Consider the following 24,424-nt stretch of genomic DNA (forward strand, 5'->3'; position numbering starts at 1 on the left):
CACGCAGGACACAACGGACAAAGCACTGACAACAAACCAACGCTTGGTGTTGCTCGTGTCGTGTCCGTTCTGTCCTGCTTTGTCCGCGTCGTCATGAGCGTAGCACTCTACCCCTCCGGCCTGCAACGAGTCTCATCGGGGTACGGACCAAACTGTACCTCTTCCGCCCGGACGTCCGTCTGTTGACGCGGCTGACTCGAGCGAGTAGCTTACTGGACTGTATTAACCAGCCTTCAAATGACTTACGCCATTATTCGCACCGGCGGCATGCAGTTCCGAGCCGAGCCGGGAAAGACGATTCGCATTCCGTCCCTCGAAGCCGAGGTCGGCGCCGCCGTCACGTTCGACGAGGTGCTGCTGGGCTCCGACGGCACCACCGTGCACGCCGGTGCCCCCCTCGTGAGCGGCGCCTCCGTGACCGGCGAAATCGTGAAGCACGGCAAGGGCGACAAGATCGTCGTCTTCAAGTTCAAGCGCCGGAAGAACTACGCGCGGAAGCAGGGACACCGCCAGAAGTTCACCGACGTCAAAATCAACGACATTTCACTCGGCTGACGGTTCGCCATGGCTCACAAGAAAGGCGTAGGCTCGAGCCGCAACGGTCGCGACAGCGGCCCAAAGTATCGCGGCGTGAAAAAGTTCGGCGGCGAACGCGTGCGCGCCGGCAACATCATCGTCCGCCAGTGCGGCACCAAGATCCATCCCGGCCGCAACGTCGGCCTCGGCACCGACTTCACGATCTATTCGCTCATCGACGGCGTCGTGAAGTTCGAGCACAAGAACAAGCTGCGGTTCAAGGTGTCCGTGTATCCCGATAACCGGGAAGCAGCAGCCGGCGCCGCCTGAACAGCACCGCGCCTAACGGCGTTCGGACAACCCGCAAGGGAAAAAGAACCTCAATGGCAACGGGCCATTGAGGTTCTTGTCGTTTCCACTACACGTCCGTGTTAGGCGAACAGTCCGCCGGCCTGCCTCCGCAACCGCTCGCCGCGATCAGGGCTTCCCGTAGCTCGGCGGCAGCTGCTCGTACCGCTTCGTCAACAGATCCTGCCGCGACACGTCGTTCTGCTTCTTTCCGTGCACGTAGACCGCAACCGCTCGCGTCGCAAACTCGAACGGATCGCCATCCCACACCACGACGTTTGCTTCGTGGCCCGCCTGCAGCGTGCCGATCTTGTCGGCCACGCCGAAGATCTCGGCCGGCGCCTGCGTGATCGCCTTGAGCGCGTCATTCCACGACAGGCCGTAGCCCACCGCGTTCCCGGCTTCGTACCGGATGTTGCGCACGTTGAACAGCGATTCGTCGCCGGCGCCGTTGCCGATGAGCGCCACCTCGACCCCCGCCTTCCGCAACAGCGCCACGTTGTCCTGGCGGGCGCCTAACGTGCTGAACGAGCTCGGAATGTTCGACTCCGCGCCGGCCAGCACCGGGATCTTCGCGGCCGCCAACCGGTCGGCCACTTCCCAGGCCTCCTCGCCGCCGCCGATGATGACCTTGATCCCGAATTCCTTTGCGAGATCGATCGCCGACTGAATGTCGCTCGCCTGGTCCGCGTTGATGAGCAACGGCACTTTGCCCTCCAACACCGGCACCAGCGCGGCCAGCGACCCCGGATTCAAGGGCATCTGGCGAGATTGGCCGCGATCGAATTCGGCGACGTGCTTCTGGTAGTACCGCGTGTCCTGCAGGATCTCGCGCAGTTTGGCGATCTGCTGGCCCTTGGCCGGCGCGCCATCGCCGCCTTCATCGCCGATGCTCGCGATCATCGCGGCCGGCGCGCGCAGAATCATCTCGGCGCGCGTGTCGCCGAACAGATCGATCATCGCCGCCTGTCCGGCAATGAGGCCGCCGCCCGGCGTCGACATCACGCTCGTGACGCCCTCCTCGCGCGCCGGCGGAATCAACACCGAGCGCGGATTGAGTCCATCCCACGACGTGAAATCCGGCGTGATGCCTTGCTCGCTGCGCGCGCGCGACTCGTTCGCCCCGGCCCCGAACCCGACCTCGACCAGTCCTAACTGCGTCTCCGCGTCGACCAACCCGGGTGTCACCCATTTGCCCGATGCATCCACTTTCTCGGCGTCTGCCGGAACGGTGATGTTGGCGCCGACGGCGACGATCTTGCCGTCCTTGATCAGCACCGTCCCGTTTTCGATCGGCGGACCGCTCACCGGATACACCTTGCCCCCGGTGATCGCGACCGTCTGCGCCGCCAGCGTGCTAACGGGAGCGATGAACGCGGCCGCGCATGCGGCGGCCATGACGTACAGCGTGCGCGATGTCATCGCTGGGTCCCTCCCGTCGTCTCATCCGGCACGAAGCCTAACTCGAAGTCGCTGCGCCACTGCGCCTTTGGATCGCTCCGGTCGTAGAGCAGCGCGCCATCGATCCACACTTTTTCCGTGTGCGTGTACACGCTGAATGGATCGCCCGACCACAGCACGACGTCGGCGTCCTTGCCCGTCTCGATCGACCCGATCTTGCTGTCGAGATCGAGCGCCCACGCGGGATTGATGGTCATCCATTTCACTGCGTCTTCTTCCGTGATGTTGAGACCGATCGCGCGCCCCGCCGCCATCGCCTTCGCCACTTCCTGGTTCAACCGCTGCGAGCCCGACGGATCATCGGAGTGGATCATCACCTTGACGCCCGCCTTCCACAGTAGCGCCATGTTGGCGCGCACCGCATCCAGCGCTTCCATCTTGAAGTCGCCCCAGTCAGCCCACACCGCGGCGCCGATGCCTTCCTTCGCCAGGAGGTCGGCGATCTTGTACGCTTCGACCCCGTGATGGAACGCGCGAACTTTGTAGCCGAACTCGTGCGACATGTCGATGACTTGCGCCATCTCGTCCGCACGGTAGCAGTGCATTTGCGGAAGAATGTTGCCGCGCAGGACTTCGGCGAGCGTCTCGAGTCCCAGGTCGCGCGTCGGCGGCTCGCCCTTGCGGGTCTTGAGCCACGCGTCCCACTTGCGGCGATACGCTTCCGCCTTGATCCACTCGGCGCGATAGCCGGCCATGTTGCCCATGCGCGTTTGCGGCCCGCCGCGATTGCCGTACACGCGCTTGGGGTTTTCGCCGCACGCCATTTTTAGGCCGTACTTGGCGCCGGGGAACTTCATGCCCTGAACCGTGCGCGCCGGCACGACTTTGAGGATCGCGCTGCGTCCGCCAAAGAGGTTGCCCGATCCGGGCAGCACCTGGAGCGTCGTCACACCGCCGGCGAGGTTGCGCGGAAACTGTGGATCCTGGGGCCAGATCGAATGCTCCGCCCACACGTACGGGGTGACCGGGTTCACGAGCTCGTTGCCATCGCTGTTGGACTCGACCGCCGGCGCAGGATAGACACCCAGGTGCGAGTGCACGTCGATGATGCCGGGCGTGACGAACTTGCCCGCGCCGTCGATCACTACGGGCGCTTCGCCGCCTTCGGCCTGCTTGATCGCGGGATCGTCGGCGCCCTTGCCCACGGCGGCGATCTTGTTGTCCTTCATGAGCAGCGCGCCGTTCACGATGCGCGGCCCGACGGCGGTGAAAATGGTGACGTTCTCGATGAGCGTCGGCTTGGACGGGAACGGTTTGTACGTGCTCGGATACGGATCTGCGTTAGGCACCGAGAGGGCGCCGGGCCCGTAGGTCGCTGCCGGCGTCGAGTCACTCGAACCGGCAGTCGTCGGAGCGGCGCGGGCCGGGGTGGGCGCTTGCGTGGCGGGCGCTTGCTTCGCGCATCCAGCCACGGTGATCGCAAGCGCGAGAGCGAGCATGCGCATTGCTTCGCGTGACCTCCATCCTGTGAGGGGTGGTGCGTTGTCGGGGGCGGAAGCTATGGGGCGACGCACAAGGTCGCCAGGGTCACCGCGCGGGCAACAACCGCTGCGCGTTCGTTTCCAGCGCCGCGCGCTTGACCCGCTCTGCCAACGGCAACGCCAGAAACTGGTCGACGTTCTTCTTCATGCTCTCCACGCCGGGACTCGGCCAATCCGTCCCCCAGAGCAGCTGGGACCCGAGCTCCTCGATCCGCGGGAAATACTCGAGCAACGAACGCGGCGGAATGCCCGACAGGTCGAGCCACACGTGCTTGTGCCGGCGCAGAATGAAGAACGCCTCCTTCATGTACAGCGGCCGGCCGCCGTGCGCCATGATCAATCGCAGATCCGGAAAATCGATCGCCACATCGTCGAGCTCCATCGGGTTCCCGTACTTGCTGCGCGCGCCCGGGAAGATGCTCGTGCCCGTGTGCACCAGCACCGGCAGCCCGCGATCTTCACACGTCTTGTAAATGGTCGCGAGCGCATCGAGCCCGCGCGTGTAATCGTTGGCCGCGAACGCCTGGTGCGGCGGGTGCAGCTTGAGCACGCGCGTGCCTAACTCGAGCAGCCGGGCCACGCCGCCGGCGGCGTCGCGGGTGGTGACGGGATCCACGCCGCCGTACGGCAGCAGCCGCGACGGATCGGCCTGCGCGTAGCGTGCGGCGAAGTCATTCGTGTCGTCGCCGAATCCCATGATGTTGGGACTCGGATAATTCACCATGCCCACCCGCTGGATGCCCTGCTCGTCCATGATCGAGAGCAGCAACCGCGGATCATCCATCAAGGCGAGCAGAAACTCGAAGTGCTGCTCCTTCCCGCGCCGCATCGTCTCCATTACCGCCGGCTTGAGCTGCCGCCACGGCTGGATGTGGATGTGGAAATCGGTGACGACGTACCGCTGGTCGGTCGCGGCGGCGCCGCTCATTTCCCGGTGAACTGCGCGGCGCGCTTCTCCAGAAACGCGCGCACACCTTCGGCGCGGTCGTCGCTCGCGAAGCACAGCTGGAACAGCGCGGTCTCGAGCTTGAGCCCATCGTCCAACGGAAGATTGAGCGCGGCACGTGTGGCTTCCTTTGCCGCCGCCACGGCCACGGGACTTTTGGCCGCGATGGTCTCGGCGAGCGCCAGCGCGCGGTCGAGCAGGGCACTGGGGTCGAGCACTTCGTTCACCAAGCCTAACCGGAGCGCCTCGTCGGCGCCGATCATCTCGCCGGTCAGAATCATCTTGAGCGCCGCGCCTAACCCGACGATGCGCGGCAGGCGTTGGGTGCCGCCGCCGCCGGGAATGATGCCCAGATTCACCTCGGGCTGCCCGAACCGCGCCGACGCACTCGCGATGCGAATGTCGCAGGAGAGCGCGAGCTCCATGCCGCCGCCCAGGCAGTAGCCGTTGACGGCGGCGATCACCGGCGTGGGGCAGCGCTCGATCGCGTCGAAGATCGTCGGGCCCTTCATGACACGCCATTGCTCGACCGTCGTGCGCTCTTCGAATTCGCTGATGTCGGCGCCGGCCACGAAAGCCTTGTCGCCCGCGCCCGTCACGACGATCGCGCGCACCGCGTCGTTCGCCCGCGCCGCCGCGATCGCGTCGAGAAACTCGGACCGCACCTGGCGGTCGAGCGCGTTGCGCTTTTCCGGGCGGTTGATCGTGATCAGCATTGCCCGCCCGCGCACTTCGTGTATCACCACGCCGCCGTCGCTCATCCCGTCGTCTCCCACGTGTAGAACCCCTGGCCCGTCTTTTTGCCTAACTCGCCGCGCGCCACCTTGTCGCGCAAGAGCGCCGGCGGCCGATACGTGTCATCGCGCAGCGTCTCGTACAGGTGCTCGGCGATCGCCAGCCGCACGTCGAGTCCCACGATGTCCGTCAGGCGGAGCGGACCCATGGGATGATTGTAGCCCAGCTCCATGGCCCGGTCGATGTCGGCGGCCGAGGCGACGCCCTGCTCGAGCATGCGGATCGCTTCGAGCCCCAGGACGACGCCCAACCGGCTGGTCGCGAACCCCGGTGTGTCGCGAACGACGATCGCCTCCTTGCCGAGGAGCGATGCGAACGCGCGCGCCCGCGCCACCGCGTCCGCGCTCGTCGCGTGGCCGCTGACGATCTCGAGCAGCTTCATCACCGGCACCGGATTGAAGAAGTGCATGCCCAACGCGCGCTCCGGATGGCGGAGCGGGCCGGCGATCGCCGAGATCGACAGCGACGATGTATTGCTGGCCAGCAGCGTGTCGTCCGCGACGACGCGCTCCAGCCGCGCGAACAGCTCCTGCTTGAGCACGATGCGTTCGGGGATGGCCTCGATGACGATGGTTGCGTCGGCGGCGCATTCCTCGGGCGTCGGCGCGGTCGCGAGCCGCACCAGGGCCGCGTCCCGCTCGGCGGCCGTGCACTTGCCCTTGTCGATCGCCTTGTCGAAGGCCCGGCCGATCGCCTGGACGGCGCGCGCCAGCTCTTCGGCGCTGACGTCTGTTAGGCATACGCGGCAGCCGGCGAGCGCGGCCACGTAGGCAATGCCGTGGCCCATCGTGCCCGCGCCGATGACGGCAACGACCGGCATGGTGCGCGTCACGACGACAGCGCCGCCGGCCGCAGGACCTGCTGCAGGAGGGGAAGATGATCCGTACACAGGCCGTCCACGCCTAACGCAGCCAGCGCGGCCGCCGGCTCGGTCCGGTTCACCGTCCAGGCGATCACGCGCCCGCCGGCGCCGTGCACCGCCGCCACCAGCCCGGCATCGATGAGATCCCACCGCGGCCACGCGTCGAGCGCGTCGGCGGCACGCATCGCCGCCGGTACGTCGCCCAGCGCACGGTCGAACAGGATCCCCCCGCGAATCTCCGGCGCGATCGCATGGGCCCGCCGCACCGCCTCGTGGTCGAAGCTGTGCACCGCGCATCGGCCCGGGGAAGGCGATTTCCGTATCGCGTCGACCGCGGCCGCTTCCACGCCCGCGCCTTTGAGCTCGATGAACACGTCGGCGCGCCCGCGCACCGCCGCCAACACTTCGGCAAGCGTCGGGATGAGCGCCATGCCGCGCACCGAAAAGCCCTGCAGCTCATCGAACGTCAGCGCATCGATGCGCTTTCCCGTTAGGCGGCCGCTCGGCGCCGCCGCGCGGGGCACCTCGTCGTGGTGGACCACCACCACGCCGTCTTTCGTGGCGTGCACATCGAGCTCGATGCCGTCCGCGCCCAGCTCGAGCGCGCGCATGAACGACGGCAGCGTGTTCTCCGGCCGCTCCCGCGGCGCGCCGCGGTGCCCGATGAGCAGGGGACCCGGCCGGCGCGCCGGCCCCGCGCCCGGCCCCAGTTCACTTGCGTTAGTCGTCACTCTTCTTGGGCTGGATCCAGTCGTTCTCCTTGAAGATCGAGCGCAACAGCTCGCGGTCCGCCGCCGTCGGCATCACCGATTCCACATACGCCTTGTAACCCTCGCGCGGAATCGGCTCCCCGTCCAGGTTGAACGTCTGCCCTTTGTACTGGCCGATGCGCCGGTTGAACTTGATGCTCGGCACCTTGAGCTTGGGCTGATGTTCCGGCACGTGCAGGTTCAGCCGGTCGATCAACCCCTGGACCTCCTGCCGGTACAACTCGCGTGCGTACTCGTTGAGACGCGCCGGGTCCGGCGACTGCGGGTTCGTCCGCTCGTCGAACCGCCCCTTGAGCCCCCACGTGTACGCCCACTGCGCCGACGACGATCCATCGGTGCCGAACAGGTCGAACGCCGTCGATACCCACTTGTTGAAGTAGCGCTGCATGACGTCGGTCGGAATGCGCCCCGCCTTGATGATGCGCAGGAGGCCGTTGTTGCCCGTGCCTAAATGGAACGACTCCTCGCGCAACATCGGCTTCATCGATCGCGACAGCGGCGCGAACGCCGACGTCGACATCATCTGGAGCTGGTACTTGCCGTCGCGATCGATGAACTCGGTGTAGGCGAAGAAGTCGAGCCAGTTCTCGACGCTCTCGTTGAACGAGCCTAACAGGCGCTCGTGCTCGTCGGCGCGGCGCTGGAGCAGCTTTTCGGCTTCGCGCTTGCCCTCATCCCCGAAGTGCGACACGAGCAGATACGACATCTGCCATCCGTGCCGCATCTCCTCCGCCATCACCCGATAGATCGCGAGCAAATCGTAGTCGCTCGGCGCGTGCTCGAGCAGCGCGCGCTGCTGCTCCACCGACGCGAACTCGGTGTCGCCCTGAAAGATGATGAGCGTCTGCAGCGCGTCGCGGATGCGCTGATCCGGGATGTGCATCACGGTGGGCCACTTGTGATTGCCGCGGTAGTGGCCGAACTCGATCTCCGGCACGTCCAGATCGCCGAGCTTCACGTCGAACTTGTAATCCTTGAGCTCCCTGGCCTCGAGACCGATGTCGTCCTGCCAGACCTTGAACAGGTCCACCCAGTCGTCGAAGTTCGTGATTTTCGTCAACGCCATGATGTGGTGCTCCTCTGGTGAACTGCCTCCGGCCCCTACGCCTACCGGGGCCGGCGTGTCAACGGGCCGCCGACTGACCGAACGCCGGCCGCCGCTTCTCCAGGAACGCCGTGATGCCTTCCACCGCATCGCCGCTCCGGAAGCACCGGAGCTGCGCGTCCAGCTCATAGTCGAGCATCTCGGGCAGCGACCGCTCGAGCGACGCGTACACCGCGCGCTTGGCCATCGCGATGGCCAGGGGCGGCTTGGCGGCGAGCGCCGCCGCCAGCGCACGCGTCTCGGTGCCTAACGCATCGTGCGGCACCACGCGGTTGAACAGCCCGAGGCGCAGCCCTTCGGCCGCGTCGACCATCTCGGCCAGCCAGAACAACTCGAGCGCTTTCGCGGGACCGACCAGTCGCGGCAGGAAGTACGTGCCGCCCCAATCGGGATGCAGGCCGATGCGGTTGAACGTTTGGCCTAACGAAGCGCGGTCGCTGGCGATGCGGAGGTCGCAGGCCAGGGCGAGGTTGGCGCCGCCGCCCGCCGCCGGACCGTTGATGCTGCCGATCACCGGTTTGGCCGACGCCCGCATCGTCAGGACCACGCGCCGGCCGGCTTCGACCAGTGCCGCCATCGCCGCTTCGTCGCGTGCGGCGATGAGCTCGGACATGTAGCCGATGTCGGCGCCGGCGCAGAACGCACGCCCCGCGCCGGTGAGCACGATCACGCGCACGGCGTCGTCGTCCTCCAGCTCGTCCAACGCATCAGCCACTTCCCGGCGCATCGTCCCGGCAAACGCATTCAGTTTGTCGGGGCGGTTGAGGATCAGCGTCCCGATGCCATCCTCGCGCTCGACGCGAATGTGCTCGTAGCTCATCGCACGCGCTCCACGACCATCGCGATCCCCTGGCCGACGCCGATGCACATCGTCGCCAGCCCGCGCGCCGCCTCCCGCCGCCGCATCTCGTGCACCAGCGTCGTCAGCACCCGGGCGCCCGACGCGCCTAACGGATGACCCAACGCAATCGCGCCGCCGTTCACGTTCGTGCGCGCGGGGTCGCATCCAAGCTCACGCATGCACGCCACCGACTGCGACGCGAACGCTTCGTTGAGCTCGACCAGATCGATGTCCGACATCCGCAGGCCCGCTCGCGCCAGCGCCTTGCGCGTCGCCGGCACCGGACCTAACCCCATCACCTCGGGCGATACCCCGGCCACCGCCGACGCGACGATCCGCGCCATCGGCTGAAGCCCGGCGCGCTGCGCCGCCGGCTCCGACATGACGACGAGCGCGCTCGCGCCATCGTTGATCCCGCTCGACGACCCCGCGGTGACGGTGCCGTTCTGTTTCACGAACGCCGGCTTCATGGCCGCGAGACTCTGCATCGTCACGTCGGGACGCGGATGTTCGTCGCGGGACACGACGGTCGCGTCACCGCGGCGTCCCGGCGCCGTCACCGGCACGATCTCCTCATCGAAGCGCCCATCGGCCATCGCGCACGCCGCTCGCCGCTGGCTCTCGACCGCGAACGCATCCTGTTCCTCGCGCGACACGCCGCAGCGCTTCGCCACTTCCTCTGCCGTCTCGCCTAACGAAATCGTCCACTCGCGCGGCATCTTCGGATTCGTGAACCGCCAGCCGACCGTCGTGTCCGCCGCGACCGGAGCGGAGCGGGGAAATCCTTCCTCCGGCTTGAGCATGACCCAGGGCGAGCGCGACATGCTCTCGACCCCGCCCGCGACGAACACGTCGCCTTCACCGGCGCGAATCGCCTGCGCCGCGCTCGCCACCGCCTGCAGGCCGGAACCGCACAAGCGGTTGACCGTCTGCCCCGGAATCTCCACCGGCAACCCCGCCAGTAGCGATGCCATGCGCGCCACATTCCGGTTGTCCTCGCCGGCCTGGTTCGCGCAGCCCAGAATGACGTCGTCGATGCTCGACGGCGCGATGCCGGTGCGTTCGACGAGCGCGCGAATCACGCCCGCCGCCAGATCGTCCGGCCTGACGCGTGCGAGCGCGCCGCCATGACGGCCGATCGGCGTCCGGAGCGCGGCGACGATCACCGGAGCACTCACGAGAGATCCACCCACACCGACTTCACCTGCGTGTATCCGTCGAGCGCGTACGATCCCAGCTCCCGTCCGAATCCCGACTGCTTGTAGCCGCCGAACGGCGAGCCGGCGTCGTACATGTTGTACGTGTTCACCCACACCGTGCCCGCGCGCACCGCCCGCGCCGTGCGCAGCGCCTTCTTGATGTCGCGCGTCCAGATGCCGGCGGCGAGGCCGTAGATCGTGTCGTTGGCTAACGGAATCGCGCCATCCATTCCGCCCCGGAACGTCATCATCGCCAGCACCGGGCCGAAGATCTCTTCCCGCGCGATGGTCATGCCGGGATCCACGTCGCCGAAGATCGTCGGCGCAACGAAATAGCCTTTCCCGTTCACCGGCACCCGCTCGCCGCCCGTGAGCAGCGTCGCGCCTTCCTTGCGGCCGCTCTCGATGTAGCCGAGGACGCGCTCCATCTGGGCCCTGGAGACGATTGCGCCTAACCGGGTCTTGGGGTTGAGCGGATCGCCGGCCACCATTTTCCTGGCGCGCTCGAGCATCTTGCCGCGCAGCGCGTCCTCGATCTCGGCTTCCACGAGCAGGCGCGAGCCCGCGGCGCAGACCTCTCCCTTGCCGTAGAAAATACCGGTGAGCGCGCCGCGCGCCGCCGCATCCAGATCGGCATCGGCGTACACGATGTTCGGCGACTTCCCGCCCAACTCCATCGACATCTTCTTCACCGTGCCGGCCGCAGCGCGCATGATCTCCTTGCCCACCTCGGTCGAGCCCGTGAACGCGATCTTGTCCACGCCCTCGTGCTGTACCAACGCCATGCCGGCCACGCGACCCGGCCCCGGCACGCAGTTGAACGCGCCCGCCGGGAACCCGGCCTCGAGCGCCAGCTCGGCCATGCGCAGCGCGGTGAACGGCGTCTCCTCCGACGGCTTGAGCACGATCGTGTTCCCGCACGCGAGCGCCGGCCCGATCTTCCACGCCGCGAGCGACATCGGGAAGTTCCACGGCACGATGGCGCCGATCACGCCTAACGGCTCGCGCAGCGTGTAATTGAGGAACGGCCCGTCCACGGGGATCGTCTCCCCATACACCTTGTCCGCCCACCCGCCGTAATACATGAACGTCTCGGCTGTTAGGCGAAGATCGATCGCGCTTTCGAAGATGGGTTTCCCGTTGTTGAGCGTCTCGAGGCGCGCCAGCTCGTCCTTGTGGGCCAGACAGAGCTCGCCTAACCGATACAGCATCTGCCCGCGCCCCCGCGCCGACAGGCTGCGCCAGGCGTCGCTCTCGAACGTGCGCCGCGCCGACTCCACCGCGCGATGCACGTCGTCCACGCCGGCCTCGGCGACGTGCGCAATCGTCGCTTCCGTCGCCGGGTTCACCACCCCGAACGATTTGCCCGAGGATGCCTCCACCGGCTCACCGTGAATGATGAGCCGCGTGGGGAACCGCTCCGTTTCCACTGCCGTCATCGCCGGCGCCTACTTGCCCTTGAACGTCGGCTGCCGCTTCTCGACGTACGACCCGATGCCTTCCTTCGCGTCGAGACTCTTGAACAACAGGCTCTGCAGCTCGCGCTCCATCGCCAGCCCATACTCGAGCGGGACCTCGGCGCCCGACTGCACCGACCGCTTGATGTGCCCGACCGCCATCGCCGCCTTGTTGGGCAGACAGAACTGCCGCGCGTACAGCAGCACGCTTTCCCACCAGTTGTCCTTCGGATACACCTCGTTCACGATGCCTAACGTCTGCGCTTCCTCGAACGAGAACGTCCGCCCCGTCACCATGAGCTCGATCGACTTCGCCTTGCCGACCAACCGCGCCAGCCGCTGCGTGCCGCCCGTGCCCGGAAGCACGCCCAGGTTCACCTCGGGCAGCCCGATCTTGCCGGCGTCCTGTTTGGCCAACCGAATGTCGCACGCCATCGCGATCTCGAGACCGCCGCCCACGCAGTGCCCGTTGATCGCCGCGATCACGAGCTTGGGCGTCTGCTCGAGGCGGCTCAACGTCTCGTTCGCGTGCAGACAGAAGTAGTACTTGAACGTCGGATCCATCTCGTTGAGCATGTTGATGTTCGCGCCCGCCGAGAAGAACTTGTTGCCCGCACCGCGAAGAATGATCACCTGCACGGTGTTGTCGAACCGCGCCCTCAGAATGCATTCGTCCAACTGCCGCATCATCTCGTGCGTGTACGTGTTGGCCGGCGGATCGTTCAGCTCGATGATCGCGATGTTGCCATCCTGGCTGTACGTGACCAGCGTCGCCGACTCGCGGTCAGTTACTGTGGCGGTAGCCATCGATCAACCTCGGGTGTAAAGAGTCCATGGTATTGTCGCGCACCGGCTGTGGAACGCGACCAGTGTCATCCCGCCGACGACCGGGGCAGCGCGGCATCGGACACCGGCAGCCCCACGTATCCACCCAGGAACAGGTGGCAGATGTTCTGACTCAGCATCTCGACGCCGACATCACCCAACGGATCGTACCAGTTGTAAATCCAGTTCATCATCCCGAAGAGCGAATACGCCGCCACGCGCCGATTCAGGTGCGCCGGTCCGTGCGCGCGCTCGACGTCGGCCAGCACATCCATGAGCGCCCGCGTGTACTGGCGCTTCATCTCGTTCACCTTCTGCAAATAGTCGCCCGACAACGCGCCGGCCTCGTGCGACAACACCTTCATCTCCGCCATATGCGCGACGAAGTAGTCGAGATGGTTGTCGATGAACCGGCCGATGCGCTCGATCGGATCGGTCACGCCGTGGAGCGAGGCGCGCATCCCGGCAAGCACCGCCTCGAAGTTGCGGCTCTGGATGAGGTAGAGCAGTTCTTCCTTGCTCTGGACGTAGTAGTACACGCCCGCCAGCGACACGCCCGACGCACGGGCCAGGTCCCGCATGCTCGTTTCATGGTAGCCCCGCTCGGCGAACACCTTTGCCGCGGCGGAGAGGAGCGAGTCGAGCTTCTGATCCCGGGTCGGTCCAGCCATTCCACCCCCCAGCAGGCTTTCGAACGATCGTTCAACTGCAACCTATGCCCGGAAAAAGGGGGCGTCAAGCGATCCTTAACACCGGGCCGCGGGCTGCGTCTCACTGAGCGACGGGATGACTGAGCCCAGGCGGACGGCCGATGAGCCGGATGACGACGCGCTCATCGCTCGCTGGCGGAGCGGGGACGAGCGGGCGGCGACGCTCCTCGTGGAGCGGCACGCGACGCCGCTGGCGCGGTTCGTCGCTGCGTTAGGCGAACGGCGCGAGGTGGAGGAGGTCGTCCAGGACACGTTCGTCCGTGCCTTTGCGTCGCTGGATGGGTTTCGCGGCGAGAGCTCGCTCCGGACGTGGCTGTTCACGATCGCCCGCAATCTCGTGCGCGACCGGGCGCGCAGCCGGAAGGGCCGGCGCGACGTGGTGGCGATCGAAGACTGGCACGCGGCCACCGAGCACGACGCGTTAGACGTGGCGGTGGCCGATGAAATGGAGGCGCGGATGCGGCGCGCGGTGGCGGCGTTGACGCCGATGCAGCGCGACGTGTTCACGCTGCGGGTGACCGAGGGGATGTCGTACAAGGAGATCGCGGCCGTCGTGTCCAGCACGGAGGGCGCGGCGCGGGTACACTACCATAACGCCATGCGCGCGATCAAGGAGTTTCTCGATGAGTGAGTGTCCGCGGGACGACATGCGGGATCGCTTGCCCGACCTGCTCCACGAGCGGTTGGACCCGGCGACGCGCGCCGAGGTGGCGCGGCACGTCGCGTCATGCGCCGCGTGCGCGGAAGAGCTCGAGCTCCTGCGCTCCATGCGGCGCGCGTTGTCGACCGCGCCGCAGGTGGATGCGGCCCGGATCGCGGCGGCGCTGGCCGCCTCGCGGGCGGCGGCGCCGGCCGAGCCTAACGTTAGGCAGCTGGCTCCCCGCGCCGCGCCTCGGGCCGGCCGGCGCGCCGCGTGGCGCATCGCCGCGGCGTTGGTCATCGCGGCGCTCGGCGTGAGCGGCTGGCTGCTCGTGCATCGCCTCCCGGGCGCGCCCGCGCTTCCGGTGGCAGCCGCGCCGTCGCACGTCGACTCGACGGCCGCCGCGCCCACCGTGGTGGCCGCGGGGCCGCGCGGGCCGAGCCATTCACATGCCGTGGCCGCGCCGCCGGCGCCGCCGACGCTGCTCGCCAGCCGACCCGGTCTCGTCATGGATGGCGGCGTGACCGACCTGTCCGACGGCGACATGCGGATGCTGCTCCAGTCGCTGGATAGTCTCTCGGCCGTCCCGGACGCCGACCCCGCGCCGATGAGTTATCAGATCGACGACGGCGGTGTGCAATGATGCGCCGCTCGCTGACCATGCTCGCGATGCTGCTCGTGGCCGGCAGCGCGTCCGCCGCCGCCCAACAGGCCACCGAGCCGGCGCCCGACACGGCCGCCGGCACGGAGACGCCGGAGCGGCGCCAGCTCGAGCAGCAGCTTCGCCTGCGGTTAGGCCAGGTGGTGCGCCGCCAGCTGCAGCTCACCGACGACCAGTACGCGCAGCTGCAAGCGGTGAACCGCAAGTACGAAGCGCCGCGCCGCACCCTCAACCAGCGCGAGCGCTACCTGCGCCTGTCGCTGCGCGGCGAGCTGGAGTTAGGCGACAAGGCGGATCAGGCCAAAGTCGCCGGCTATCTCGACCAGCTGACCGACGTCCAGCAGTCTCGGTTGCAGCTTTTTCGCGAGGAGCAGAAGGACCTGTCCGGCTTCTTGACGCCGGTACAGCGCGCCAAGTACGCGGCGCTCCAGGAGCAGGTCCGCAGGCGAGTCACGCAGATGCGGCAGCGTCAACTCCAGCGGCAACAGGGACGAGACACGAGAGTCCGCCCGCGCTAGCGTCGCTGCGCTCTCGAGGGGAGGGAAGGGGCGGCCAGTCAGTTGCCCTCCGCAGGAAATTGCGTCGGTCGGCGCGTGCTTCATGCGGTTGAGCCGAACTCACCGGGGCGCTAGATTGCGCCTCGCGCCCGGGTGGCGGAACTGGTAGACGCACGGGACTCAAAATCCCGCGCCGGCAACGGCATGCGAGTTCGATTCTCGCCTCGGGCACTTCCACGTTAGGCACAACGCCGGTCCGGGTTGCCATCCGCGCCGCCCGTGCGCTGCGTTCGCGTCTGCGACTTCCCCCCGCATCCACCACGTACCATGCGAGCACGACTGTCCGCGATGCTCATCGCAGCCGCGCTGTGCGGCAGCACGACGCCCGGCGACGGACTCAAACGCCAGGTGGATGCATGGCGGGCCGCCCACGAGCAAGAGATCATCGCGCAGTTCGACAGTCTGCTGCGCTTTCCAAGTGTTGCGGCGGACCCCTCGGGCACCGCGGCAGCGGCCGCCTTCCTCGAGCAGCAGCTGCGGTCGCGCGGGTTCGACGCCCGGCTGCTCAGCGTGCCCCAAGCGCCGCCGGTCGTGTTCGGGTCGCTCACCACGCCGGGCGCTACGCGCACCGTCGTATTCTACGCGCACTACGACGGGCAGCCGGTCACCCCGTCCCAGTGGGCGACGCCTCCGTTCGCGCCGGTCCTGCGCACGGGAACGTTAGGCGCGGGCGGACGCGTCGTCGACCTGGCGGCCTCGGCGCCGCCCTACGACGGCGAGTGGCGCCTCTACGGACGCTCGACCGGCGACGACAAGGTCTCCGAAATCGCGTTCCTCGCCGCGTTCGACGCGCTCAAAGCGTTAGGCAAAAAGCCGGCGGTGAACATCAAGGTCATCTGGGAAGGCGAGGAAGAAGCCGGCTCCCCGCATCTGCGGGACATCCTGCTTGCCAACCGCGGCGCGCTGGCCTCGGATCTCTGGCTCATCGGCGATGGACCCGTCTACCAGTCGGGACTACCGCTGCTCTACTTCGGCGCCCGGGGCACCACCGGATTCGATGCCACGATCTACGGCCCGATCCGCGCGCTGCACGACGGACACTACGGCAACTGGGTGCCGAACCCGGCGGCCATGGCCGCCGAGCTGATCGCCGAGCTGCGGACGCCCGACGGCCGCGTGCGCATTCCCGGGTTCATGCGCGATGTCCGCCCGGAAACGCGCGCCGAGCGCCAGGCGATCGCCGCGTTGCCGCCGGTCGAGTCCGAATTGAAGGACGAATTCCAGATTGGCCGCAGCGAGTCGCCCGGCAGTTTGATGGACGCGCTCATGCGGCCGGCGCTCAACGTGCGCGGGATCAGAGCCGGGTCGGTGGGCGGCGCAGCGACCAACGCGATTCCCGTCGACGCCGAAGTCTCGATGGACTTCCGGCTCGTGCCTAACCAGAAACCGGACACCGTGCGCGCGCAGCTCGAGGCGTTTCTCCACGCGACCGGATGGACCATCGTCACCGACACGCCCGACTCCGCCACGCGGCGCGCCCACGCAAAGATCATCAAGCTCGACTGGGACGTCGGCTATGCTGCCTTCCGCTCGAGCATGTCGTCGCCCGCCGCCCGCGCCGTGATCGCGGCCGCCGGACGCGCATCCGATCGGCCGGTCGCGGTCGTGCCGACGCTCGGCGGCAGCGTGCCGCTCTATGTCTTCGATGATCTCTTTCACGAGCCGCTGGTGGGTCTGCCGGTAGCGAACCACGACGACAATCAGCACGCGGCCAACGAGAACATTCGCCTCCAGAACATCTGGGACGGCATCGACGCCTACGCCGCCATGATCGGTGAGCTGAGGTGGTGACATCGTAGTCGGCGCCGCTGGGCGCAGAGTCGGTTTGTACCGACGGGTGTGACTCGACCGCCCGACTCGACGTCCTTTCGAGAGGACCGCTCTCGAATTCTCGCTCACGACTCGCCGGACACCAGTGCCCTCGTCACTCAACTGTCCCAACTGCGGCGCGCCCGCGCAGCCCGATGCCACGCAATGCGTCTATTGCGGCTCGCGCCTCGCGACGGTCGCATGCCCCGCGTGCATGGGATCCATGATCGTCGGCTCGCAGTTCTGTCCGCACTGCGGCGCGAAAGTCATCGATCCGAGCGCCGTCGGCGGACCAGTGCTCCATTGCCCGGGATGCAACGGCGACATGCCGGCGGTGCAAGTAGGGCCGACGACCATGCACCAGTGCTCCAAGTGTGGCAGCTCGTGGCTGTCGCCCGATGCCTTTACCGCACTCTGTACCGACAAGGATGCCCGCGGCCTCGTCGCCGCCGCGACAGGATGTTTGCCCGGCGCGACGCGCGTCGCGCCCGGCGCACCCGTCCGCTACGTCCACTGCCCCGACTGCGGGAAGGTGATGAACCGCGTCAACTTTGCGCATTCGTCGGGCATCGTCATCGACGTCTGCAAGACGCACGGCGTGTGGTTCGAGAAGGATGAGCTGCGCGGCGTGCTGGATTTCATCGCCAAGGGCGGCATGCAGCAGATGCGCCAGAACGATGATGCGCAGCGCGCGCTCGAGCAGCGTGCGTTAGGCTTTGTCGACCCGGGCCTGCTGCGCGCGGGCGCGGCGAGCGCGCTCGGCGTCCGATCGATCACCGTAAACGTGCAGGCGGGTGGGCAGGCCGTCACGCTGCGCTCGCTCCTCGACGCGATTTTCCATTGACCACCTGCGGCACACCGGAGCCCCAATGACGCTACGAGACTTCATCAGCGGCGAGCTGGTCGACATCATCGAATGGCCCGACCAGACCGATACGACGATGGCCTGGCGGTTCTCGCGCCCCAACAACGAAATCAAGAACGGCGCCCAGCTCATCGTTCGGCCCGCGCAGACGGCGATGCTCATCGACCAGGGACGTATCGCCGACGTCTACCAGCCCGGCCGCCACGAGCTCTCGACCGCCAACATGCCGGTGTTGTCGCGGTTCGAAGGATGGAAATACGGCTTCGCGAGTCCGTTCAAGGCGGACGTGCTCTTCCTCAGCACGCGGCAATTCGTCGACCAGAAGTGGGGCACGACCAACCCGGTGATCGTACGCGATGCCCAACTGGGACCGGTTCGCCTGCGCGCCTACGGCACCTACGCCATGCGCCTCGTCAACCCGCGCAAGTTCGTCGAGCAACTGAGCGGTACGACGGGCGACTTCGCGACCGATCGCATCGCCGACCAGATGCGCGACCTGATCGTTGCCAAAGTCAGCGGCGTCCTCGCCGAGGGCAGCATCTCGATCTACGAGCTGTCGGCAAAGTACGCCGAGGTCGGCGCGGCGGTCCAGCAGCGCGTGGCGCCGCAGTTCGACCAATACGGGTTGAGCATCACGCAATTCGTGATCGAGAACGTCTCACTGCCGTCGGAGGTCGAGTCGACGCTCGATCAACAGACGCGCATGAGTATGCTCCGCGGGCAGCTCGATACGTACACACAGCTGCAGAGCGCCGATGCGATTCGCGATGCGGCGCGCAATCCAAGCGGCGGCGCGGCAGCCGGCGTGGGTATCGGTATGGGCGCGGCGCTCGGACAGCGCGCCGCCGCGGCAGCCGCAGCGCCGGCCCCGGTGGTGGGCGCGTACGAGCCGCCGCCGCTCCCCGCGGTTGCCTGGTACTATGCCGTGGGCGGCGAGCGCAGAGGACCGGTGGATCAGAGCGCGCTCGCAGCGCCGGGCACGCTGACCGCCGAGACCCTGGTGTGGCGGCACGGCATGACAGGGTGGACGGCGGCCGGCCAGGTTCCGGAGCTGGCAGCGCTGTTCCCGCCTAACCGTTAGGCAGCCGGCGGCCATCCATCAGCGGGGTTTCGCCCGCAGATATTGCGGCGGCCACCGCACCTCCTGGCCGAGCTCGCGCGCGGCATCGAGGGGCCAGTGCGGGTGGCGCAACAGCTCGCGCGCCATCACCACCAGATCCGCCTGGCCCGAGCGCACGATCGTATCGGCCTGCGCCGCACCCGTGATGAAGCCCACCACCGCCGTTCGGACACCGGACTCCCGCCGGATCCGCTCCGCGAATCCAACGTGGTAGCCCGGGCCGGTGGGAATCTGCACATGCGGCACGACGCCGCCTGAGCTGCAGTCGATGGCATCGACGCCCGATTCGCCTAACCGGCGAGCCAGCGCGATCGACTCGTCGACCGTCCAGCCGTCGTCGCGCCAGTCCGTCACCGACAGCCGCGTTAGAAGCGGCAAGCGCTCCGGCCATACCTCGCGCACGCCCGCCGCCACCTCGAGCGTGAGGCGGATCCGATTCTCGAACGAGCCGCCGTAGCTGTCGGTGCGCACGTTCGATAACGGCGATAGAAATTGGTGCAGCAGGTATCCGTGCGCCGCGTGCAGCTCCAGCGCGTCCATGCCGGCTGCCAGCGCGCGTGCGGCCGCCTCGCGAAACGCCGACACGATGCGCGCGATCCCGCGGGTGTCCAACGCATCCGGCGTCTGATACTTCTCGGCAAAGGGCAGCGCGCTCGGCGCCGTGAGATGCGTCCAGCCTCCCGCATCGACACCCACCGGCCCGCCGTCTTCCCAGGGCCGGCCGGTGCTCGCCTTGCGACCCGCGTGCGCCAGCTGCATCCCGAACACCGCGCCCTGCGATTTTACGAACCGCCCGATGCGCGCCAGCATCTCCACGTGTGCGTCATCCCAGATACCGAGGTCCTGCGGACTGATGCGCCCGTCCCGGGTGACGGCGGTGGCTTCCGTTAGGACCATGGATGCGCCGCCCGACGCAAACTGGCCGAGGTGCACGAGGTGCCAGTCCGTCGCCAAGCCGTCGGTGCTCGAGTACTGGCACATGGGCGAGACGACGATCCGATTGCGCAGCGCGACGCCGCGCAGCGTCAGTGGGGCAAAGAGAGACATGCGTGATGTGAACGGGTCGACGAGGGAGGGACGTTATCGCAGCGCTTTTCTGACCACGAGCTTGAGCCCCGACCAGGTGTCATCCACGGCGCACACTTTCACGTCGACGAAACCGAGAGGAAGCGCGAGCGCGCGCACCGTGTCTTCGGTGATGTCCGTTGCCACCCTGGCCGACTGCTTCGGCCACGACACCCAGACCGTCGCCGATGGGCCCAGCGTCCGGCGGTATCGCTCGAGTGCTGTCCCGAGCTGCGCCGCGTGCGTTGCGAACACGTGCACGATGTCCGTGTTCCGCGTCGCGCGGGCGACGAGCGTCACGCCATCGGGGAGCGGGTGGAGCAGGGCGGCGTAGTCGCCGGGCGCACCGGATGCGTGCAGCGACATGCCGGCTTTGATGCCGAGCTTGGCGACGAGCGGTGTCCCGGAATACGCAGCCATGTCTCCCTCCACAAGGTGTGCCCGGGCAAGTTTGCTGCGTCCCGCGCCTCAATTCAATACAATGAGTGCAGCCGGCCGAACGGCTATCCGTTAGGCGAAGGCGGCTGCGCCGGTATGGGCGTCCGGACACACGCCGGTCACCTGGTGCAATACGGCCGGAACCACAGGGGTTCCGTGTGGTAGAAACCGCGGTAACTTCCAGCGGATTTCGGCCTCTCGCCTCAGCCCGCGCCTATCGGGGTTCGCGGTGCTCGCGTGAGATTCGGTTCATCACCTGCCGGAGCGCGCGCGGCACTGCCGCGTTCGCTCCGTTGCTCACTGTGGAGCCCGGACAATGCCCCTTCGTGTCAGCACACGCCGGTCCGCCGCCGACTCCGTCGATGTTCCGCTGCTCGTCCTGGCGTTGCGAAAACATCCGACTGTGGCGCCCGGTCTCGCGGCGCTCGACGCGAAGCTGGGCGGAGCGCTGTCCCGCACCCTGGATCGCCGCGAGTTCCGCGGCGCGCGCGATGAGGTGCTGCACCTGGCGGGCGCCGCGGGAATGGCGAACCCGCAGCGCGTGCTGCTGGTTGGGTTAGGCGATCCGTCGGACGCCGCCGGCGCGCTGCGCCGCGCGGCGAGCATCGCGGCGCGCCATGCGCGAAAGCTCGGGGCGGCTGCGCTCGCCTGGTACGACGGCAGCCGCGGCGACGAATCGGTCGAAGCGGTGACGGTGGGACTGCTGGCCGGCGCCTGGGAATACGCCGACCTGAAGACGCCGCCGCCGGCGGATGAGCGTCGCCCAGAGCTCGAGTCGGCCGTGATTCTGTGCGATGACGAGGCGGCGCCGCAAGCTGTCGAGCGCGGAATGGCGATCGGCGAGGGAATGGCGCTCGCCCGCCGGCTCGCCATGATGCCGGGCAACCTGTGCACACCGGACTATCTCGCCGGCGTCGCGCGAGAGATCGCCGCGCGTCACCAAATGCAGGTCACCGTCCTCGGCCGCGCCGAGCTCGAGCAGGAGAAGATGGGATCGTTTCTCTGCGTCGCGCAGGGGACGCCGCAGGATCCGAAGTTGATCGCGCTCGAGTACCGTCGCGGACGCGCGGACGCGCAACCGATCGCGCTCGTGGGCAAGGGGCTGTGTTTCGACTCGGGCGGGATCTCGATCAAGCCGGCGCAGGGCATGGAGGCCATGAAGTTCGACATGTGCGGCGCGGCCGGTGTGTTAGGCGCGATGGACGCGATCGCGCGGCTCGCGCTGCCGGTGAACGTCATCGGGCTCGTCGGGAGCACGACCAACATGCCGTCGGGCACCGCCGTCAATCCCGGCGACGTGGTGCGCAGCCATCTCGGCAAGAGCATCGAAGTGATCAATACCGACGCCGAGGGGCGGCTGGTGCTGGCGGACGTGTTGTCGTACGCGCGGCGGTTCTCTCCCTCGGCGGTGGTCGATGCCGCGACGCTCACCGGCGCCTGCGTGATTGCGTTAGGCCACACGGCCAGCGGCGTGTTCGGCACGGACGATGGGCTGGTCGCCGACGTGCTCGCCGCGGGCATGCGCGCCGGCGAGCCCGGCTGGCGGCTGCCGCTCTACGACGACTACAAGGACCTCATCAAGAGCGACGTCGCCGACATCAAGAATTCCGGCGGGCGTCCCGCCGGGGCGTGCACCGCGGCGATGTTCCTCAAGGAATTCGCCGAGGAGTTTCCGTGGGTGCACCTCGACATTGCCGGCACCGCCTACTCGGAATCCGACCTCACGTACATCCCGAAGGGCCCGACCGGCGTTCCGGTGGGCACGTTCGTCGAGCTGGTGCGGCGGAGGGCGCGCTGACCGGCGCTCGCCGTTCGGTTAGGCGCGCGCCGTGGGCCGTGCTGCTCGCGCTCGCCGTCGCCGGGACGGCGGCCGCGCAGACGGTGCCGGCGCCGCACGACACGACACGCGCGGATACCACCCGCGCCGACACGAGCGCGCACGCAGTGCCGATGCCGTCGGATACCGCACACGCGGATACGACCAAGTCCGACACGGCCAGCGACACGACGCAGATCCCCAAGGACACGATCAAAGCGCCTCTCGCCCACGCCGAGGTCCCCGACCTCGTGGGCATCGGCGCGCAGTATCACTGGGACCGCGACCAATTCTTCGCCACCGGCGCCGTCAACCTCCTCGATTTGCTGAAGCTCATTCCCGGCGTCACGACCTTCCGATCGGGCTGGATCACATCCCCGCAGTACGCCGCGTACCTCGGGAATCCCGCGCGCATCCGATTTTTCTACGACGGCGTCGAAGTCGAGAACCTGGATCCGCGCTCGCCGGGCGCGTTAGACCCGTCCGAGGTACAGCTCTACTCGCTCGAGGATGTGTCGGTGGAGCGCGGTGCGGACGAGCTGCGCGTCTATCTTCGCAGCTGGCGCGTGCAGCGCACGTCGACCAACACCCGCGTCGATGTCTTGACGGGCGACGAGGGCACGAACCTGTATCGCGGCTTCTACGGCAAGCGATACGGCAACGGGATGGCGCTGCAGCTGACCGGACAGCAGTACGGCACCAACAGCGATCCCACCATCGGCGGCGGTGACGAGCTCGCGCTCACGGGCCGGCTCGGTTGGGCAAAGGGTCCCTGGAGCATCGACGGGTACGCGGTCCGGTCGAGCCGCACGCGCGACGAACAGGACATGGACCTCGTGACCAACACGAACGGCGTCGTCCCCGAGCAGGATCGCACGCGCACCGATGCGTACCTGCGCGCGGGCTACGGCGATCCGGATTCCGGATCGTGGGCACAGGTGATGGTCGCGGCGCAGCAGTTCGCCGAACACTCGAACTTTCATCCGCAGCTCGAGTTCGCGCCGGCGGACTCCGCCGACACAACGGCGTCGGCCGAGCAGCTCGTGGCCACGGGCGGTTTCACGCGGTGGGGTCTGCGGCTGAGCGCCGCCGACCGGCTGCACATCCTGCCTAACTCGACGATGAACTCGCTCGAGGCCCGGCTCGCATACGAGCGCAAGGAATTGGCGGTCTCGTTCTTTGCCGATTATCGCGGACCCGATACGACGTCGACGGAAGAGGCGTCGGCGCGCTTTACGCCGCTGGACTTCTTTTCGGTCACCGGCGCGGTGACGCACCGGCACGGCGGCGGGGCGGACGGCGGGGAACAGGTTGCCGTTAGGCTCGAAGCCGGCATCAAGGTGCTCGGCACCTGGCTCACGGGCGGCATCCTGAGGCGCGACGCCGCGCTCGTGCCCGGACTTCCCGCGTACGACACGAGCTTCGCTGCCCAACGCGCAGCCGCGGCCACAGGCATTTACGGCACGATCCGCGGCAAGTTCTACAAGGACATCGGCGCCGACGTTTGGGCCGTGCGCTACTCGAACAACGGATACTATCGGCCGCAGGTGCAGACGCGCGAAGAACTGTATCTCGACACGAAGTGGCTGAGCCGCTTCCCGAGCGGCAACTTCGGGTTTCGCGGGTCGATCGCGCACGAGTTCCGGCAGAACGTGCTCTTTCCCACCACCACATCGGACGAAACGTTCAACAACAACGCGCCGTTCGCGTTGTTCAGCCACGTGCTGGTCGGGAGCATCGAGGTTCGTATTCTCGACGCGGTGATCTTTTTCCACTCGACCTACGGCATCAACCCGCCGATCTACGAAATCGTCCCGGGCTACGCGCAGCCGCGACAGCTCCTCACGTACGGTGTGCGGTGGCAGTTCTGGGACTGAAAGGCGTGTATCCGTAGAGTGCTCCGCTCATGAAGACGCGGACAAAACATGACACAACGGACAAAGCATCCATAAAGAAGAAAAAAAAGGATCTTCGGGATTTCGTGCGGGTGATCTCGAGGTGTGGGAAGGCGTACTGAGCCCTGAGGCGCGCAGGCAGTGACCGCGTGGCGAGGCGCCGCCCAAACGCCACATGGAGGCATCTACGACAAAGGCTCAAAAGGATAACGACGAGGATGTAAGAGATGGGGTCGGCGCAT

General features: G+C 67.4%; 24 protein-coding genes and 1 tRNA gene. 11 read left to right on the top strand and 14 right to left on the bottom strand.

Annotated features, from left to right (window positions below):
- Positions 1-237: 237 nt before the first annotated feature.
- Together rplU and rpmA are read left to right on the top strand one after the other, a co-directional pair.
- Positions 238-555, top strand: a complete 318-nt coding sequence (gene rplU, locus VFW04_15100; protein HEX5180662.1) for a 50S ribosomal protein L21 — start codon at positions 238-240, stop codon at positions 553-555.
- A gap of 9 nt (positions 556-564) precedes the next feature.
- Positions 565-846 carry a 50S ribosomal protein L27 gene (rpmA, locus tag VFW04_15105; protein HEX5180663.1) on the top strand — a complete coding sequence of 94 codons (282 nt, stop codon included), beginning with the start codon at positions 565-567 and terminating at the stop codon, positions 844-846.
- A gap of 147 nt (positions 847-993) precedes the next feature.
- Here the strand turns inward: rpmA and VFW04_15110 are convergent, their stop codons facing one another.
- From VFW04_15110 to VFW04_15165, 12 genes are all read right to left on the bottom strand, one after another.
- Positions 994-2,286 carry an amidohydrolase family protein gene (locus tag VFW04_15110; GenBank protein ID HEX5180664.1) on the bottom strand — a complete coding sequence of 431 codons (1,293 nt, stop codon included), beginning with the start codon at positions 2,284-2,286 and terminating at the stop codon, positions 994-996.
- Positions 2,283-3,764, bottom strand: coding sequence for an amidohydrolase (locus VFW04_15115; GenBank protein HEX5180665.1), 1,482 nt, complete (start codon positions 3,762-3,764; stop codon positions 2,283-2,285). Before VFW04_15115 ends, VFW04_15110 begins: the two co-directional genes overlap by 4 nt.
- A gap of 88 nt (positions 3,765-3,852) precedes the next feature.
- On the bottom strand, positions 3,853-4,734 hold the full coding sequence (locus VFW04_15120) for an amidohydrolase family protein (protein ID HEX5180666.1): 882 nt from the start codon (positions 4,732-4,734) through the stop codon (positions 3,853-3,855).
- Complete coding sequence (locus tag VFW04_15125) at positions 4,731-5,513, bottom strand: enoyl-CoA hydratase-related protein (GenBank protein ID HEX5180667.1); 783 nt, start codon at positions 5,511-5,513, stop codon at positions 4,731-4,733. Before VFW04_15125 ends, VFW04_15120 begins: the two co-directional genes overlap by 4 nt.
- Entirely contained in the window at positions 5,510-6,379 is an 870-nt protein-coding gene (locus VFW04_15130; protein HEX5180668.1) for a 3-hydroxyacyl-CoA dehydrogenase family protein, read from the bottom strand. The genes VFW04_15125 and VFW04_15130 overlap by 4 nt, the downstream gene beginning before the upstream one ends.
- Positions 6,376-7,140, bottom strand: coding sequence for a glycerophosphodiester phosphodiesterase family protein (locus VFW04_15135; GenBank protein ID HEX5180669.1), 765 nt, complete (start codon positions 7,138-7,140; stop codon positions 6,376-6,378). The genes VFW04_15130 and VFW04_15135 overlap by 4 nt, the downstream gene beginning before the upstream one ends.
- Entirely contained in the window at positions 7,130-8,245 is a 1,116-nt protein-coding gene (locus VFW04_15140) for a Phenylacetic acid catabolic protein (protein HEX5180670.1), read from the bottom strand. Before VFW04_15140 ends, VFW04_15135 begins: the two co-directional genes overlap by 11 nt.
- A 58-nt stretch (positions 8,246-8,303) precedes the next feature.
- Positions 8,304-9,104, bottom strand: a complete 801-nt coding sequence (locus tag VFW04_15145) for an enoyl-CoA hydratase/isomerase family protein (protein ID HEX5180671.1) — start codon at positions 9,102-9,104, stop codon at positions 8,304-8,306.
- A complete protein-coding gene (locus VFW04_15150) occupies positions 9,101-10,303 on the bottom strand; it encodes a thiolase family protein (protein ID HEX5180672.1) in 1,203 nt (400 codons plus the stop codon). Before VFW04_15150 ends, VFW04_15145 begins: the two co-directional genes overlap by 4 nt.
- On the bottom strand, positions 10,300-11,763 hold the full coding sequence (locus tag VFW04_15155) for an aldehyde dehydrogenase family protein (GenBank protein ID HEX5180673.1): 1,464 nt from the start codon (positions 11,761-11,763) through the stop codon (positions 10,300-10,302). Before VFW04_15155 ends, VFW04_15150 begins: the two co-directional genes overlap by 4 nt.
- Positions 11,764-11,772: 9 nt before the next feature.
- On the bottom strand, positions 11,773-12,588 hold the full coding sequence (locus VFW04_15160; protein HEX5180674.1) for an enoyl-CoA hydratase/isomerase family protein: 816 nt from the start codon (positions 12,586-12,588) through the stop codon (positions 11,773-11,775).
- A 65-nt stretch (positions 12,589-12,653) separates the two neighbouring features.
- Complete coding sequence (locus VFW04_15165) at positions 12,654-13,277, bottom strand: TetR/AcrR family transcriptional regulator (GenBank protein ID HEX5180675.1); 624 nt, start codon at positions 13,275-13,277, stop codon at positions 12,654-12,656.
- 115 nt (positions 13,278-13,392) lie between these two features.
- On the opposite strand from VFW04_15165, the gene VFW04_15170 reads away from it, so the two are divergent.
- The 7 genes from VFW04_15170 to VFW04_15200 all read left to right on the top strand — a co-directional run bounded on the left by VFW04_15170 (position 13,393) and on the right by VFW04_15200 (position 18,929).
- Positions 13,393-13,947, top strand: a complete 555-nt coding sequence (locus tag VFW04_15170; protein HEX5180676.1) for an RNA polymerase sigma factor — start codon at positions 13,393-13,395, stop codon at positions 13,945-13,947.
- A complete protein-coding gene (locus VFW04_15175) occupies positions 13,940-14,599 on the top strand; it encodes a zf-HC2 domain-containing protein (protein HEX5180677.1) in 660 nt (219 codons plus the stop codon). The genes VFW04_15170 and VFW04_15175 overlap by 8 nt, the downstream gene beginning before the upstream one ends.
- Positions 14,596-15,135 carry a Spy/CpxP family protein refolding chaperone gene (locus VFW04_15180; protein HEX5180678.1) on the top strand — a complete coding sequence of 180 codons (540 nt, stop codon included), beginning with the start codon at positions 14,596-14,598 and terminating at the stop codon, positions 15,133-15,135. The genes VFW04_15175 and VFW04_15180 overlap by 4 nt, the downstream gene beginning before the upstream one ends.
- 126 nt (positions 15,136-15,261) lie before the next feature.
- Positions 15,262-15,345, top strand: a tRNA-Leu gene (locus VFW04_15185).
- 96 nt (positions 15,346-15,441) lie between these two features.
- A complete protein-coding gene (locus VFW04_15190) occupies positions 15,442-16,965 on the top strand; it encodes a M20/M25/M40 family metallo-hydrolase (GenBank protein ID HEX5180679.1) in 1,524 nt (507 codons plus the stop codon).
- 124 nt (positions 16,966-17,089) lie between these two features.
- Positions 17,090-17,827 (top strand): zinc ribbon domain-containing protein, encoded by a 738-nt coding sequence (locus VFW04_15195; protein ID HEX5180680.1) that lies wholly within the window; start codon positions 17,090-17,092, stop codon positions 17,825-17,827.
- A gap of 25 nt (positions 17,828-17,852) precedes the next feature.
- On the top strand, positions 17,853-18,929 hold the full coding sequence (locus VFW04_15200) for an SPFH domain-containing protein (GenBank protein ID HEX5180681.1): 1,077 nt from the start codon (positions 17,853-17,855) through the stop codon (positions 18,927-18,929).
- Positions 18,930-18,947: 18 nt separating this feature from the next.
- Here VFW04_15200 and VFW04_15205 read toward each other — a convergent pair whose 3' ends face one another.
- Positions 18,948-20,015 (bottom strand): NADH:flavin oxidoreductase/NADH oxidase, encoded by a 1,068-nt coding sequence (locus VFW04_15205; GenBank protein HEX5180682.1) that lies wholly within the window; start codon positions 20,013-20,015, stop codon positions 18,948-18,950.
- Positions 20,016-20,048: 33 nt separating this feature from the next.
- Positions 20,049-20,453, bottom strand: a complete 405-nt coding sequence (locus VFW04_15210) for a DUF3052 domain-containing protein (GenBank protein ID HEX5180683.1) — start codon at positions 20,451-20,453, stop codon at positions 20,049-20,051.
- Between the two features lie 334 nt (positions 20,454-20,787).
- Between VFW04_15210 and VFW04_15215 the strand changes: the two genes are divergently transcribed.
- Together VFW04_15215 and VFW04_15220 are read left to right on the top strand one after the other, a co-directional pair.
- Complete coding sequence (locus tag VFW04_15215; GenBank protein HEX5180684.1) at positions 20,788-22,269, top strand: leucyl aminopeptidase; 1,482 nt, start codon at positions 20,788-20,790, stop codon at positions 22,267-22,269.
- 38 nt (positions 22,270-22,307) lie between these two features.
- Entirely contained in the window at positions 22,308-24,164 is a 1,857-nt protein-coding gene (locus VFW04_15220; GenBank protein ID HEX5180685.1) for a Plug domain-containing protein, read from the top strand.
- Positions 24,165-24,424: the final 260 nt, after the last annotated feature.

Source organism: Gemmatimonadaceae bacterium, from assembly GCA_036273715.1.
Classification (GTDB): domain Bacteria; phylum Gemmatimonadota; class Gemmatimonadetes; order Gemmatimonadales; family Gemmatimonadaceae; genus JADGGM01.

Bases quoted from the DNA above. Each gene is read 5' to 3' on its own strand.
- rplU (HEX5180662.1), top strand. From the start codon at position 238: ATGACTTACGCCATTATTCGCACCGGCGGCATGCAGTTCCGAGCCGAG.
- rpmA (HEX5180663.1), top strand. From the start codon at position 565: ATGGCTCACAAGAAAGGCGTAGGCTCGAGCCGCAACGGTCGCGACAGC.
- VFW04_15110 (HEX5180664.1), bottom strand. From the start codon at position 2,286: ATGACATCGCGCACGCTGTACGTCATGGCCGCCGCATGCGCGGCCGCG.
- VFW04_15115 (HEX5180665.1), bottom strand. From the start codon at position 3,764: ATGCTCGCTCTCGCGCTTGCGATCACCGTGGCTGGATGCGCGAAGCAA.
- VFW04_15120 (HEX5180666.1), bottom strand. From the start codon at position 4,734: ATGAGCGGCGCCGCCGCGACCGACCAGCGGTACGTCGTCACCGATTTC.
- VFW04_15125 (HEX5180667.1), bottom strand. From the start codon at position 5,513: ATGAGCGACGGCGGCGTGGTGATACACGAAGTGCGCGGGCGGGCAATG.
- VFW04_15140 (HEX5180670.1), bottom strand. From the start codon at position 8,245: ATGGCGTTGACGAAAATCACGAACTTCGACGACTGGGTGGACCTGTTC.
- VFW04_15145 (HEX5180671.1), bottom strand. From the start codon at position 9,104: ATGAGCTACGAGCACATTCGCGTCGAGCGCGAGGATGGCATCGGGACG.
- VFW04_15155 (HEX5180673.1), bottom strand. From the start codon at position 11,763: ATGACGGCAGTGGAAACGGAGCGGTTCCCCACGCGGCTCATCATTCAC.
- VFW04_15160 (HEX5180674.1), bottom strand. From the start codon at position 12,588: ATGGCTACCGCCACAGTAACTGACCGCGAGTCGGCGACGCTGGTCACG.
- VFW04_15165 (HEX5180675.1), bottom strand. From the start codon at position 13,277: ATGGCTGGACCGACCCGGGATCAGAAGCTCGACTCGCTCCTCTCCGCC.
- VFW04_15170 (HEX5180676.1), top strand. From the start codon at position 13,393: ATGACTGAGCCCAGGCGGACGGCCGATGAGCCGGATGACGACGCGCTC.
- VFW04_15175 (HEX5180677.1), top strand. From the start codon at position 13,940: ATGAGTGAGTGTCCGCGGGACGACATGCGGGATCGCTTGCCCGACCTG.
- VFW04_15180 (HEX5180678.1), top strand. From the start codon at position 14,596: ATGATGCGCCGCTCGCTGACCATGCTCGCGATGCTGCTCGTGGCCGGC.
- VFW04_15190 (HEX5180679.1), top strand. From the start codon at position 15,442: ATGCGAGCACGACTGTCCGCGATGCTCATCGCAGCCGCGCTGTGCGGC.
- VFW04_15200 (HEX5180681.1), top strand. From the start codon at position 17,853: ATGACGCTACGAGACTTCATCAGCGGCGAGCTGGTCGACATCATCGAA.
- VFW04_15205 (HEX5180682.1), bottom strand. From the start codon at position 20,015: ATGTCTCTCTTTGCCCCACTGACGCTGCGCGGCGTCGCGCTGCGCAAT.
- VFW04_15210 (HEX5180683.1), bottom strand. From the start codon at position 20,453: ATGGCTGCGTATTCCGGGACACCGCTCGTCGCCAAGCTCGGCATCAAA.
- VFW04_15215 (HEX5180684.1), top strand. From the start codon at position 20,788: ATGCCCCTTCGTGTCAGCACACGCCGGTCCGCCGCCGACTCCGTCGAT.